Consider the following 14,122-nt stretch of genomic DNA (forward strand, 5'->3'; position numbering starts at 1 on the left):
ACGACGGAAGGTATTTCATGGTGGCGGCGAACATGCGTGACCAGATCGTGGTGGTCGATCTCAAGACGAAGGAGATGGTCACCAAGTTCAAGACCGGCATCAAGCCCCACCCCGGCCGCGGTGCCAACTGGCAGGATCCCGAGTATGGCTGGGTGAACGCCACCACCCATCTCGGGGAAGGCAAGATGGCGGTCTATGGAGCCGATCCCGAGGGAAGCCCCGAGCACGCCTGGAAGGTCGTCCGGGAGATCGAGCTACCGGCCAGTGGCGGCCTCTTCCTCAAGACCCATCCCGAGTCGGATTGGGTCTGGTTCGACTCACCGCTCGCGGCCGACGAGGAGATGACCCGGCAAATCTGCGCCTACTCCAAGTCCAAGGGCGAAATCGAGAAGTGCTGGCAGCCGACCGACCGGGGTCGCACGGTCCACTTCGAGTACAACCGCCAGGGCACCGAGGTCTGGGTCTCCGGCTGGGATCGCCGCGGTCAGATCATCATTTACGACGACGACACTCTCGAAGAGATTGCGCGCCTGGATGAGGACTGGATGGTGACGCCTACAGGCAAGTTCAATGTCCACAATACGGCGCACGACATCTACTGAGTGATGGGGCCCGGTCCGAAAGGACCGGGCTCCTCTTCTTCGACCGCGGATGAGGTCGTCTCGGCCGTGGGTCTTCGGTCGACGGCGCCTTTCGACAGCGAACCGCACCGGGCTTTGGCGCCTCTTTGCTCGGCGCTGCGAACCACTAACACTCGAGAATCAGCTTCTCAGCGCGCCTCGCGATGCGCCCTCCGACCCGCGGCCATCGACGACCTTGATGATCGGTCCAACTGCGAGAACCACAGACTGCGAGTTTGCGCCGAGCGAAGCGTCGGCGTCGAGGCGAGGATCCATGAACCGAGCGAAGGCGATCCGAGGTCTTCGCGCTGGATCCCTGGCGGCGGTGCTGTCTGAGCGAGCCATGCGTTTATGGCGGGCGAGTTCACCGCCGCCCGCGCACCCTCGAAGAAAAGCTGAATCCCAAGCTGGGCGACCAATATCTGTTTTTCGCGATCGACCACGAAACCAAAGTAGGGAGCGGCTCTGGAACGTGGCCGATCTGGTCGGGGACTGCTAGTCAGACTAGCAAGGTGATGAGCAGCAAGGCCATCACGCCAAGAATCACCCACCAGGCGACGTCGGCCTTACTAGGCATGGATGAGATCCTAGCACCTGGTCATCTTTCTCAAAAAGTACCACCACCCCTTTCCGTGGTGCACTGGTGGTGCAGTAGAAGGCAACTTCTGACCGCTCTCGGCAACACCGCTCAACTGTCTAGCGCCGCGCAGGTCACTTCCTTTGCAGTGGTTACCAGTTGACGACAGTTGTGGTCCGTTGGATCCCGCCAACCTTCAAAACCGTTGTTCGGCCGAGGATGCTGATCTTCACATCGGCATGGGCCTGATAGTCAGCCCAGGAGAATCGGGCGCCCGCTAGTAGGACATGCGGATGACGTACTGTCCGGCGTGCCTGAAGATGCCTGCGCCGTTTTTGTCCGCGATCAAGGGATAGGCGAAGTTCGGCGCTGTCCCTGCGAAGCGGAGCTTATCCAGCGGCAGCCTGGAGACATTGGTCACCAACACGCTGGTCTGTGGATCGTAGATCCTCGCCTGATGCAACAGATCCTCTGCATGCTGGCGGTTCAACTGACGCAGAAAATCGTTGAAATAAGCAGCTGGGGAATCGGGAAGTGATTGGCGAATCAGCAGCGCCAACGCCTCCCTCGACATAGCAGACATAGCCACATCTGCTTCCACGCGGTGGAAGATCATCCCATTGCCGAAGAAACGCTTCCCGAGTGACTTGAGGTGCCTTCTCATATCAATCGGCATGATCAGCGCTGACGACTGGTTTCCGGTGTCTGGCTGATGGGCGAGTATCTCCCTCACCGCAATGGCGCTGAGCAGGTCGTTGGTCGAGACCGGCAGATGATGTTTTGCCCGCAGCGCCGCGACGAAATCGCTTACCTCTTTTGCCGAATACTTCCTGAAGACGAAATCGAGCTGCTGTTCGGGCTCTTCTTCGAAAGCCGGATTGTCCGTGAATGGCCGCTCAAAGCATGGGCGGGAATGATGCGGCGAGAAGAACCAGCGAAACAGAGGCCCGAGCAGCGGGTAAGCCAGGCGAGGCCCGCAGAACAACGAAAGGCTCGTCAGAAGATGGAAGTAGGAGTATCCGTCTCCCACCAGGTGGTTCATCTTCGGGAGCAGAACACTTCCATTGCGGAGATGGATCACGCGCAGATGAAACAGCCGTCGCGTCTCTGGCGATCGGTAGGCCCGGGAGAGCGCTGTGAACCCTTCACTGGTTTGGGGCACTACGAAAGTTTCATCTACTGTCCGCTCTGAGTAGAACTTGCTTTCGTCGTAGCGCTCGAAATGGAGCTTGCCGTCGGCGTAGCGACCGAAGGCGGGCCAGAAATGGCGAGCCGCCCGCTTGAGCGCAGCTCTGAGCTGGGCCCCATCCAACCTGGATTCATAGAAGAAGAGAAATTCGATGGCATAAGCGTTGTGCACGAACAGGGCGTCTATCGGCGAGATCTCGATTGCGTCCACGGGGTTCATGGCACGGTTCCATCCTCACTGTACGAGCAATGCCGGCCCCGTTCCAGTCGTCGGGCCGAGCACGAGTGAGACGAGTCGGGGCAGAGTCTGACCAGACCTCAAAACCGTAGGTCGCGTGGGATGCCACGGGATCGGTGGGGTCGATTCCCGTACGCTTCCGCCATTGACTCTCACGGAGTAGGATCGCCGTGGTGTCCGGCCCTTGCCACGAAGATAGCCCGCCGCGACAGTGGGGCACCGAGACCCCGATGAGTGTTCCCGACTATGACGCCAAGCTCAGGCGAATCGCGGGTCAGACTCTGCTTCCCAAGCTTGCCACGGCGACTGGTGAATACTTGCGGGATCTGGCCGGCACCTACCGTTTCACCTTCCAGGAGTTGCGAGCCGCAGCCCAGGCCGCTCGCGATCTCGAGATGTGGAACGAAGAGCCCTTGGAGCGCTGGTGGCCCCGCGCGGAGAACAGAGCTCGGGGAGAGGGGCGCGAGCGCAAGAAGGCTCTTCTGCGGGACCTGGAGGCGCATCTGGGGGAGTTGGCCAGATGCGAAAAGAGCTATCCTCGGGAGGTTCTCTCCGGCCACCCGCGCCGCCATGTTCATCTGGGAGAGAAGGACTCATCGGGCGCCGTTTTCGGTCGCTGCCCCGCCTACTCCGAGCACACGGTCTGCTGCGGCCTGCGCAACATCGATGCCGTGCGCGGCTGTCCTTTCGGATGCAGCTACTGCACCATCCAGACCTTCTACGGCGACACCGCCGAGCTGGAAACCGATCTCGCGCACAAGCTGGGCGACATCGAGCTGGATCCCGAGCGCTTTTACCACATCGGCACCGGCCAGGCCTCCGATTCCCTCGTCTGGGGGAACCGGGGCGGCATCCTCGACACCCTGCTGGCCTTTGCTGCCCGAAACCCGAACGTTGTCCTGGAGCTCAAGACCAAGTCCGACAATGTCGAGGATCTGCTCGCGCGTGAGATCTCACCGAACGTTGTATGCAGTTGGTCGCTTGCCACCGAGACGATCATCCGCAACGAGGAGCACGGAACAGCGTCTCACGAGAAGCGTCTGCGAGCGGCACGCCGCGTAGCCGAGCACGGCTGCACGATCGGCTTCCACTTCCATCCGATGGTGTACTACGAAGGTTGGCGAGGTGAGTATCGCGACATCGCCGATCGGCTGCTGTCGCTGTTTTCGCCGCGGGAGGTCGCCTTCGTGTCGATGGGATCGATGACTTTCATCCGGCCCGTGGTCACGAAGATCCGAAGGCGGGGCGGCTCGACCAAGGTCCTGCAGATGGAGATGGTTCAGGACGCCCATGGCAAGCTCACCTACCCGGACGAGGTAAAGACTCGGCTCTTCGGACATCTCTTCGGCGCACTCGAGGACTGGCACGGGCGGGTCCTGTTCTACCTGTGCATGGAGAACGCCACCATGTGGGAAACCGTCTTCGGAGCGCCGCCTCCGACCAGCGAGAGCTTCGAGCAGCTCTTCGCCCGTCGCTGTCTCGCTGTCTGACGGTCGAGTCGGTTGAATGGACCGAGCTGGCGGTTGGCGATTCCCTTCCCAGATGCGCTTCCGCCATTTTGCCTCTAACCGCTTCGTGGGTGCAGGGGCCTTGGCCCTTCGTCCAGACCACCTATTTGGGTGGCGCATCGAGCGGTGAAGCCTGCGAGGCTTTTCGATATTAGCTTAGCTTCGCGGCAGGCGATGGACGGCCAAGGGTCGCTTATTTCCGCCCGAACACTAGCTGGCGGCGAAGAAGTCCAGAATGACCGAGGATCGGACAGAGAGCCACTTTCAGGCCGAGTTTCGGGATCTGACCTGGTACCGGGAAAACGTGCCCTGTATGCAGGCCTGCCCGGTTCATACCGACTCGGGTCGCTACGTGCAGCATATTGCCAACGGCGACGATCTTTCGGCGTTTCTTGTCGCCCGTTCCTCGAATCCGCTGGCTTCGATCTGCGGCCGCATCTGCGCCGCCCCGTGCGAGGACGCCTGCCGCCGCAATTGGATCGACGGCGCGGTGATGATCCGACCGCTCAAGCGGTTCGTCACCGAGCAGTTCGGCGTCGAATCCTCGTCACCCAACTCTTACCAGGCCTTGCTCGACGGCGCCGAGGATCCCGGCTGCAGCCGTCTGGGGCATCTTTCCCGGCTGGCGCTGCATCGAGACGTCGGGCAGGGCAGGAAAGTTGCGGTGGTCGGCTCGGGTCCGGCCGGCCTGGGTTGTGCCCACGATCTGGCGCTTCTCGGATACCGGGTGACGGTGTTCGAGGCACTGGACCAGCCGGGGGGCATGCTTCGCTACGGCATTCCCGAATACCGGCTGCCACGAGGGGTGATCGAGCGCGAGGTCGCCGCCATCGAGAAGCTCGGGGCTTCGTTTCGCTACGGAACGCCTCTGACCGAGGAGTTCGGTCTCGAGGCCCTGCGGCGCGACGGCTACGAGGCGGTTTTCCTGTCCGTTGGAGCCTCGCGCGGTCGCGACTTGGACATCCCAGGTCACGATCTCGACGGTGTGGTCAAGGCGGTCGACTACCTCCTCAACATGAACCGGGGCTACCGCACCGACCTGGGCGAACGGGTCATCGTCATCGGCGGCGGCTCAGTGGCTCTGGACGCGGCGCGCACGGCGGTGCGCGAAGTCTACGAGCCGATGGAGGAGATCGAGCTCACCGCCGACGCGGCCGCGGGCCAGCCCGCTCTGGACGTGGCCCGAGGGGCGCTGCGGGCAGGAGCGAAGGAGGTCCACGTCATCTCGCTCGAGTCGATGGAGGAGTTGCCGGCGGCCAAGACGGTTCAGGGTCGAGACGAGCTCAAAGAGGCGATCGAAGAGGGGATCGAGCTCCATCCCGCCTGGGGACCGAAGCGTTTTCTCGGCGAGGGGCACCTCACCGGCGCCGAGTTCGTCGCCTGCACTCGTGTCTTCGATGAGGAAGGCCGCTTCAGGCCCGAGTTCGACGAGGCGCAGACGATGCGCCTGGAGGCCGACTCGGTGGTGCTCGCCATCGGGCAGCAGGCGGATCTCTCCTTTCTCGAAGAGAGCGACGGGGTCGAGCTCACCCGTGGCGGGACGATCAAGATCGACGCGGAAACCCTGGGGACCACGGCGCCGGGAGTCTTCTCGGGCGGCGACGTCGCCTTCGGTCCACGCATCGCCATTGAGGCCGTGGCCAACGGCAAGCGCGCCGCGCGGTCGATCCATGAGTACCTCGGCGGAAAGCCGACAAAGACTCTCCTCGACGTCAAGGTGGAGAGGATTCCGCCCGACCGGTACTGGACCTTCGCCGGCTACGAGCACCGGGATCGCTCTCTGCCACGAACGGTCGAGCTGGGCCGGCGCACGGGAATCACCGAAGTCGAAGAGGTTTTCGACGAGGCGCAGGCCCGAGCGCAGGCCGAGCGCTGCCTCATCTGCCACGTAGACACGATCTACGACCCACTCAAGTGTGTGCTTTGTGGACGCTGTGCCGATGTCTGTCCCAGCCAGTGTCTGGTGTTCGCTCCGATCGAGCGGGTGGAGATGCTGGAAGAGCAGAAGACGGCGGCCGTGGAGAACTGCGGCCACGATCCGGAGCAACCACTCACCGTCCTATTGAAGGACGACACCGACTGCATCCGCTGCGGCCTGTGCGCGGAGCGCTGTCCCACCGAGGCGATGAACATGGAGAGATTCGAGTTCGCGGAGAGAAGCGCATGAGTGAGGACAAGCTGGAAAGCCCAGAAAGCCGGAGAGGATTCCTGACCAAGTTGACCGGAGGGCTCTTCGGAGCCGGGCTCCTCGGAGGGTCCTGGACTTTTATCCGCTCTCTGGTTCCCAACGTCCTCTACGAGCCGCCGCAAAGGTTCAAGATCGGTGACCCTGAGGCGTACACGGCGGGCGTCCATTTCCTCGACAAGCATCGTCTGTTCCTGTTCAGGGAAGAGAATTCCTTTCACGCGATCTCGGCCGTCTGCAGTCATCTCGGCTGCACCGTCAAGTTCTCTCCCTTCAAGCAGCTGCGCGAGATGACGGTGCGCAAGTTGAGCTACCGATCCCGAGGCGAGTTCCGTTGTGCCTGCCATGGGTCCCACTTCCGGGACGAAGGCACCAACTACGCCGGTCCCGCCCCCCGCCCCCTGAAGTGGCACGAGCTGACGCGGTCACCCGAGGACGGGCAGCTGGTGGTCGATCTGGCAAGAGAAGTCGACCGCGACTTTCGACTGGTGGTCTGAATGAGTCTGTTGCCGAAGACAACCCTGCTCGACAAGCTGCTCTGGCCGTGGCGGCCGCTGACCGACCGCGAGGCAGGCGATGCGGTGGTCTCCAACTTCCTGCTGCACTGGTTTCCGACGCGTGTGACCCTGAAGAGCCTGTCGCTCAAGTACTCGCTCTACCTCGGCACCATCTCCATGGTGTTGTTCGCCATTCTGACGGTGACCGGGGTGTTCCTGATGTTTCTCTACGTGCCCTCGGTGGAGCGCGCGTATTGGGGAATCAAAGACCTCGACTATGCGGTCAGCTTCGGTTGGCTGCTGCGCCGGGTGCACCGGATCAGTGCTCATCTGATGGTGGTGGCGGTGTTTCTCCACATGTTCCGCGTTTTCCTGACCGGTTCCTACAAGAAGGGCAGCGCCGTCGGATCGCAGCGGCCGTTCAACTGGGTTCTGGGCGTGCTGCTGCTGGCTCTCACGCTCTTTCTCAGTTTCACCGGTTACCTGCTGCCGTGGGATCAACTGGCCTTTTGGGCGATCACGGTAGGCACCAACATCGCCGCCAGCGTGCCGGTTGTCGGAGAGCAGATTCGTCAGTTCCTGCTCGGCGGCACCCTGATCGGGCAGAACACCCTGATCCGCTTCTACGTCCTGCACGTTTTCTTTCTGCCGCTGGCCTTGGGTGGGGTGGCGGTCTGGCACATGTGGCGCATCCGCAAGGACGGCGGCTTGGCAGTGACCGAGCAGCTGCGCGAGAAGAACCGGGAAGCGGAGCCGGAAGAACCGCTCAAGACAAAGACCTGGAGTGTTCTGGGGATCGCCAGTGGGACATCGGTGACCGTGATGGATCCGGCAACCGTCCATGAATCCGACTCGGTGCCGTCCTCGCCGTTTCTGACCGCGCGTCTGCTGGGCGTGACAGTCGCGACCTTAATCGTGACGCTGCTCCTGGGCCTCGTGGTGGCGGCACCGCTCGAGCAGGCGGCCAATCCGGAAGTAACTCCCAACCCGGCCAAGGCGCCATGGTATTTCCTGGGGCTGCAGGAGCTGGTGAGCTACTCGGCCCTGATGGGGGGGGTGCTCATTCCGGGCATTGTGCTTCTGGGGTTGGCCTTGATCCCCTTCCTGGATCGGGAACAAAGACTGATCGGATACTGGTTCACCGATGCGGCCGGCAAGAAGTGGGCCCTGATCGGTCTGGCCTGGGGGCTGGTCTGGACGATCGGCTGCGTCGCTCTCGGCGTCAAGGTGCCGGTGCGGGAGCTCTTTCCGACGATCGAGAGCCAGATCTTCTTCGATCTCGTCAATCCGGCGACATTGCTGTTGCTGAGCTTCGTGGCGCTCTATTACATCGCGCTGAAGGCGACCGCATCGACCCGAACCGCGGCGGTCGCCACCTTCTGCGCCTTCATCGTGGCCTTCCTTCTACTGACCTGGGCCGGAACCGCAATGCGGGGGCCGAACTGGGAGTTTTTCTGGCCGTGGCAGGAGTGGCCCCAACAACCCATTCAGTTTTAGTCATGAGCAGAATCCAACGCATCCCCAAACGCGAGCTGATCGTTCTACTCATCATCGGCTTGGCCGGCGTTGCCGCCGTCGCGGCGGTGTTCGTGCGCGAGGTCACTCCCGAGTGGAAGTACTACCAAGGTGAGTTTGCGAGCATCGTCGAGGAGAACCTGGGCTCGGTCGATCCCTCCCAGGTCCCCCGCGGGATCCAGCAGATTTGGGTGGAAGATCTCGACCGCGTCGACCGCTGCACGACCTGTCATCAGGGCATGTTCTGGACCGGGCTCGAGGACGTCGAGCAACCGTGGGGAACCCACCCGCGACTGGAGCTCTTCCGCTCTCACCCGGTGGAGGAGTACGGCTGTACCGTCTGTCACGGTGGCGAGGGCTATGCGCTGAGCGCGTACGAGGGGCACGGCTACTCTCGCCACTGGGAGGAGCCGCTCCTGGCACAGCCGATCGCCTCGGAGTACGACCCCGTCAACCCACCGCCTCTGGTGGAGACCAACTGCAACTACTGTCATCGCTACGAGCGCTCGACGCCGGGGATGGACTACGTCAATCGGGGCAAAGAGGTCGTCCGGACCAAGGGCTGCAAGATCTGCCACGTGATCAATGGGAGTGGCGGCCGCATGGGTCCCGATCTGACTCACGTCGGCGACAAGCACGCCGAGGAGTTCGATTTCTCGAACCTGGCTACCGACCAGTTGACCGTCTTCAACTGGCACTTCAAGCACTTCAAGTCACCGATCACCGTGGTGCCCGAGAGCATCATGCCGGACCTCAATCTCCAGAGCAGAGACGCCCTGGCCCTCAGCATGCTGGTGATGAGCTGGCGCGATAACGAGCACCTTCCGCGCAAATACTTCCCCGGCGTCGAGCTCAAGGACGAGCAAACCGCCGCAGAGATGGAGCGCGAGCGCCGGATGTTGGAAGGCGATGGCGCCTTCTTCGTCGAGCACAGCTGTTTCGTCTGTCACTCGATCGAAGCCTTCGAGATCGAGTCACCGACCAACAAGGGGCCGGACCTCTCTTGGGCGCCGGACGACGTGCGGACCCGCTTCAGCAAAACGGTCGAGGAGTTCATCTTCGAGCCCACCGGGACTATGGAGATCATCCTGGGAAGCCAGATCGTTCTGACCGACGAGCAGAAATGGGAGGCGGTCAACAAAATCTCGAAGGCCTACGACATCGTCAAAAACCGGGAGCAGGAGTAGCTGCTCCATTCGAGGAAAGCAACAGATCATCAATCCATCAAGGAGGGAAGATGAGGAATTCGACAAGAGCAACACTAGTCGTGCTTGCGGTTGTGGCCCTGCTCGTGGGCGGATGTGGCAAGCAGCCGCCAGGGCGGGGTGCGGCGCGCGGCAACGGAGGCTCGGATGTGACCGCAGCGGCGCTGGCCACCTATGTGCCGCCCGGCGATCTGGACGAGTACTATCTCTTCTACTCGGGTGGCCACGGTGGGCAGGTTTTCGTGGCGGGAGTCCCCTCGATGCGGCATATCGCCACTATTCCCGTGTTCACGCCCTATCCAGGCACCGGGTTCGGCTTCGACGACGAGACCAAGGAGATGCTGGCCGGCTATACCTGGGGTGATTCGCACCATCCGGGCTTTTCGGAGACCGGTGGCGAATACGACGGTCGCTGGCTGTTCATCAACGACAACGCCAACGGCAGGATGGCCCGTATCAATCTGAAGGATTTCAAAACCAAGCAGATTCTCAAGATCCCGAATGTTTCCGCCAACCATGGCAGCTCGTTTGTCTCGCCGAACACCGAGTACATCACCATGGCGACCCGCATGTCGGTTCCGTTTCCGGAGGGAACGTATGCAGACGTGACGGACTACGCTGAAAAGTACAAGGGCGTCGTGGCCGGCATTGAGGTCGACCCCGATTCGGGGCACCTTACGCTCGGCTGGGAGATCGTGGTGCCGCCGTTCGACTACGACCTGGGTGACGCCGGGAAAGGCCCCAGCGAGGGGTACTTTTTCTGGACCTGCTACAACTCGGAGCGAGAGTTCATCGAGGGCGGCAAGCTCGAGGTGACCGCATCGCAGCGCGACAAAGACTACATCCTGATGGTCGACTGGCGTGCCGCCGCCCAGGCCGTGGCCGACGGGCAAGCAGAGACGATCAAGGGCGCTCCGGTGCTCTTCCCGGATAAGACTTCCGACATCGCCTGGTTCCTGCCGCTGGCGAAGTCTCCGCACGGGGTAGACGTCGCACCGTCGGGGCAGTGGATTGTCGGCGCGGGCAAGCTCTCTCCGACGACAACGGTCTTCAACATCGACAAGATCAAGAAGGCCATCGAGGACAAGAACTTCGAGGACACCATCGATGGCATTCCGGTTCTGACCTACGACTCGGTCCGTGAGGCAGAGATTCCGGTCGGGCTCGGTCCGCTACACACGCAATTCGACGGCAGGGGCTATGCCTACACGTCGCTCTTCGTGGAAAGCGCGGTCGCCAAATGGAAGCTGCCGCCCTATGACGACACGTCGGATATGAGCCAGTACGTGGTCGACAAGATTCCGGTCTCCTACAACATCGGTCATCTCGTGACTGCCGAAGGGGACTCGATCGAGCCTGACGGCAACTATCTGGTGGCTCTCAACAAGCTGTCGAAGGGTCGCCACATCAGCGTCGGTCCATCGATTCCGGAATCGGCGCAGCTAATCGACATCTCCGGCGACAAGATGAGGCTCCTCTACGACGCCTTCACCGAGCCGGAGCCGCATTATGCGGTGATGATCAAAGCTGACAAGCTCGACCCGATCGAGGTCTACAAGAAGGATGATCCGGCCTGGCCCAAGAACCCGAACGCCATCTGGACGGCCGAGGAAGCGAAGATCGAGCGTCGAGGCAACACCGTCGAAGTATGGATGATGGCGGTGCGCTCGTTCTTCGCACCCGATGTGATCCGGGTGAAGAAGGGCGACAAGGTCATCATTCACGTGACCAACATCGAGCAGACCCGCGACGAGCTGCATGGTTTCGCCATCAATGACTACGACATCAATCTGGTCGCCGATCCGGGAGAGACCAAGACCGTGACGTTCACCGCGGACAAGACAGGTGTATTCGCCTTCTACTGCACCAACTTCTGTAGCGCTCTGCATCAGGAGATGCAGGGCTACTTCTTGGTTGAGGGATGATAGAAGTGGCGGCCGGTCGATTGCCTCGACCGGCCGTCATGCTTGCCCGAAAAGAGTAAGAAAATGCAGGATGTCTTCCGCGGATTGACTACCAAGCTCTCGCAGCCGTTGGCTCTGCCCAGTCGCGTTTTCGTGCTGATCGCGGCGTTGGTGCTGCCGCTCTCCTTCCTGGTGCCGTTGTGGCACATGAGCTTCGTGGCCCAGCAGTATCCCGAGGGCCTGGACCTGTTCATCTACGGGCATGCCCTGGTGGGAGGAGACGACGGCAACGATCTGACCGAGATCAACGTGCTCAATCACTACATCGGGATGAAGGAGCTGCTGCCGGAGGATTTCACCGAGTTGAAGTGGATTCCTCTGGTGATCGGCGTGATGATGGTGCTGACGCTACGGTCCGTCGTCGTCGGCACCACGAGGTCGCTGTTGGACATCATCGTGATGTCGGCCTACTTCGGCCTCTTCTCGTTGTGGAGTTTCTGGTACAAGCTCAGCTCCTACGGTCATCAGCTCGATCCCAAGGCGGCCGTCCAGGTGGACCCGTTCACGCCGCCGGTCTTCGGTCAAAAGATGGTCGGCCAGTTCGGTGTCACGTCGTACCCGGCTCTCGGGACCGCGTTGATGATGCTTTTTGGCCTGCTGCTGGTAGCGGCGCTGGTGGTGTCCTGGAGAAGGACTTCCCGGGGAGAAGCGGCTTGACCCCTTGTTGGAGAGATAAGGAGAGACGATGAAGAGATACGCAGTGCTTTTTGCGCTAATAGTGCTCGCCACCGGCTGCGGCGCTGGCGAGGATGTTGCCCAGGCGCCGGCCGGCGCTGAAGCCGGTCCGGCGATCGAGTTGCAGGTGGAGGCACCCGAGCCGCTAGCGGAGCCGGAGTACAAGAGTCCGGCCTCCGATACCGATTGGGAGGCCAAGGTCAACAACAAGAACATCGAGATCGTCCAGGTCTTGAACATCATCAACCCGGTTGCGGCCTATATCGGCACCGGGTTCGAGCAGTACGGCGACAGATTCGATGCGACGCTGCACGAGGAGTGGACTGACACCCAGGTGCAGCTCGGCAGCGCCACCACGCTCTACGACGATTGCAAGACTCGAATGGAGGCCGGCAACTTCGACAAGCAGCTCTTTCTCGACATGGAAGAGGTGTGGCAGCTGTTGGTCAAGACCGGCGTCGCCGGCGTGCGCACGAAGAGCATGATCGACGAGGCACTCGAGGACATCGCCGGCTAGAAAAGCAGGGGACCTAACTAGAGTGTTGCGCCTACGGTGCACCAGCCGGGGCGAGTGTCTCGGGCTCGTCGCGTTCTTATTGACGCTGCTGAACCTGTTTTCCCTGGTTCGGCTGGAAGCGGCCGTCCACCGGGTTCGCGCCGGGGAGAGGATCGCGCCGGTTCTCCGTCAAGCCGAGGCCGGTGACACCGTCTGGTTGGAGCCCGGAGAGTACGTGGAGAACCTCGTTATCGAGGTTCCGGTGACGCTGACCGGTGACGGCTATCCGCATATTCGAGGCGGCTACAAAGGGACGGTCATTCACGTCAAGGCCGCCGGTACGGTGATCGAGGGTCTGCGCGTAAGCCAGGCCGGAACCCAACTTACCGAGGATATGGCCAGCATCCTGGTGGAGGCCGATTCGGTGACCGTGCGCGACAATCGAATCGACGAGCCCTTGCACGGGATCTACGTCAAAGGCGCCAGCCGAATCCACATTGACGGTAATCGAATCGAAGGCAGGCTCGATCTGATCGAGGAGGACCGCGGCAACGGCATTCACCTCTGGAACAGCCGCGACAATCTGATCGAGCGCAACGAAATTCTCAACGTACGCGACGGCATCTATTTCTCCTTCGCCGACGATACGCGGGTGTCGAAAAACCACATCCACGAAGTGCGCTACGGCCTGCACTACATGTATTCCAACCGCAACGTTTTCGAAGACAACCTGTTCGAGCGCAATGTCGCCGGAGCGGCGTTGATGTACTCGAACGACATCCGCTTCGTGCGCAATGTCTTCGCTCGCTGTCGGGGATTTCGCGCCTACGGCATCCTCTACCAGTCGATGGACGACACCCGTGCCGAGCAGAATCTCATCCTGGACAACAGCCGGGGATTCTTCCTCAACAACAGTGGCCAGAACTTCTTGCTGAACAACGATGTGGTGGACAACGATCTGGCGATTCAGCTCAACGGTGACGGCGGCGGCAACGTCATCGCCGGCAACAACTTCGTCAACAACCTGAGCGACCTGCTACTCGATATCGGGGAAGTGGCGATCGAATGGACCGACGAGCGGGGGGGCAACTACTGGAGCGGTTACAGAGGATACGACCTCGACGGAGACGGCATCGGCGATCGGCCGCACACGATCCAGAACGTCTTCCAGGTGCTGGAGAGCGACTATCCCGAGGTCCGCTTTTATCTCCTGAGCCTGGCGGCCGAGGTCTTGGAGATCGCTGAGAGGACTCTTCCGATCCTGGATCTGGAGCGGGCCGGGGACAGCGCGCCACGGCTCCGGCCCTGGGCCAATGAAGAGGTTCCCTGGTCGCAGGTTCAGCAGCGTTACCGGAAGCGCAGCCTGCCGGCGGCCGCGGCCTTTCTCCTAGTCTCCGTGGCTCCCTTCCTGGCTCTTCTCACTGCCAGCCGCAGGCGCTCCGGATAGAGTGACT

General features: G+C 61.6%; 11 protein-coding genes. 10 read left to right on the top strand and 1 reads right to left on the bottom strand.

The features are described from left to right. The coding region (locus tag GY769_16490) for a nitrite reductase (protein ID MCP4203518.1) at positions 1-602 on the top strand (602 nt) is incomplete at its 5' end. 872 nt (positions 603-1,474) lie between these two features. On the opposite strand, the gene GY769_16495 is transcribed toward GY769_16490, so the two are convergent. After that, the gene (locus GY769_16495) at positions 1,475-2,605 is read right to left on the bottom strand and encodes a hypothetical protein (protein ID MCP4203519.1); all 1,131 of its coding nucleotides are present in this window, start codon (positions 2,603-2,605) and stop codon (positions 1,475-1,477) included. A 248-nt stretch (positions 2,606-2,853) separates the two neighbouring features. Here GY769_16495 and GY769_16500 point away from each other — a divergent pair, with 248 nt between their 5' ends. The 9 genes from GY769_16500 (at position 2,854) to nosD (ending at position 14,115) form a co-directional block, all read left to right on the top strand. Beyond that, on the top strand, positions 2,854-4,113 hold the full coding sequence (locus tag GY769_16500) for a DNA photolyase (protein MCP4203520.1): 1,260 nt from the start codon (positions 2,854-2,856) through the stop codon (positions 4,111-4,113). 253 nt (positions 4,114-4,366) lie between these two features. Further along, on the top strand, positions 4,367-6,298 hold the full coding sequence (locus GY769_16505) for an FAD-dependent oxidoreductase (protein MCP4203521.1): 1,932 nt from the start codon (positions 4,367-4,369) through the stop codon (positions 6,296-6,298). After that, positions 6,295-6,813 carry a Rieske (2Fe-2S) protein gene (locus GY769_16510; protein ID MCP4203522.1) on the top strand — a complete coding sequence of 173 codons (519 nt, stop codon included), beginning with the start codon at positions 6,295-6,297 and terminating at the stop codon, positions 6,811-6,813. The genes GY769_16505 and GY769_16510 overlap by 4 nt, the downstream gene beginning before the upstream one ends. Further along, positions 6,814-8,310, top strand: coding sequence for a DUF4405 domain-containing protein (locus GY769_16515; protein ID MCP4203523.1), 1,497 nt, complete (start codon positions 6,814-6,816; stop codon positions 8,308-8,310). Positions 8,311-8,312: 2 nt separating this feature from the next. Continuing rightward, positions 8,313-9,515: a c-type cytochrome gene (locus GY769_16520; protein ID MCP4203524.1), complete on the top strand. Its 1,203-nt coding sequence runs from the start codon at positions 8,313-8,315 to the stop codon at positions 9,513-9,515. 50 nt (positions 9,516-9,565) lie between these two features. Continuing rightward, the gene (gene nosZ / locus GY769_16525; protein ID MCP4203525.1) at positions 9,566-11,458 is read left to right on the top strand and encodes a Sec-dependent nitrous-oxide reductase; all 1,893 of its coding nucleotides are present in this window, start codon (positions 9,566-9,568) and stop codon (positions 11,456-11,458) included. A 63-nt stretch (positions 11,459-11,521) separates the two neighbouring features. Beyond that, complete coding sequence (locus tag GY769_16530; protein MCP4203526.1) at positions 11,522-12,154, top strand: hypothetical protein; 633 nt, start codon at positions 11,522-11,524, stop codon at positions 12,152-12,154. A 28-nt stretch (positions 12,155-12,182) separates the two neighbouring features. Beyond that, positions 12,183-12,689: a hypothetical protein gene (locus GY769_16535; GenBank protein MCP4203527.1), complete on the top strand. Its 507-nt coding sequence runs from the start codon at positions 12,183-12,185 to the stop codon at positions 12,687-12,689. Positions 12,690-12,711: 22 nt separating this feature from the next. Then, positions 12,712-14,115, top strand: a complete 1,404-nt coding sequence (gene nosD, locus GY769_16540) for a nitrous oxide reductase family maturation protein NosD (GenBank protein MCP4203528.1) — start codon at positions 12,712-12,714, stop codon at positions 14,113-14,115. Positions 14,116-14,122: the final 7 nt, after the last annotated feature.

It is taken from the genome of bacterium, from assembly GCA_024224155.1.
Classification (GTDB): Bacteria; Acidobacteriota; Thermoanaerobaculia; order Multivoradales; family JAHEKO01; genus CALZIK01.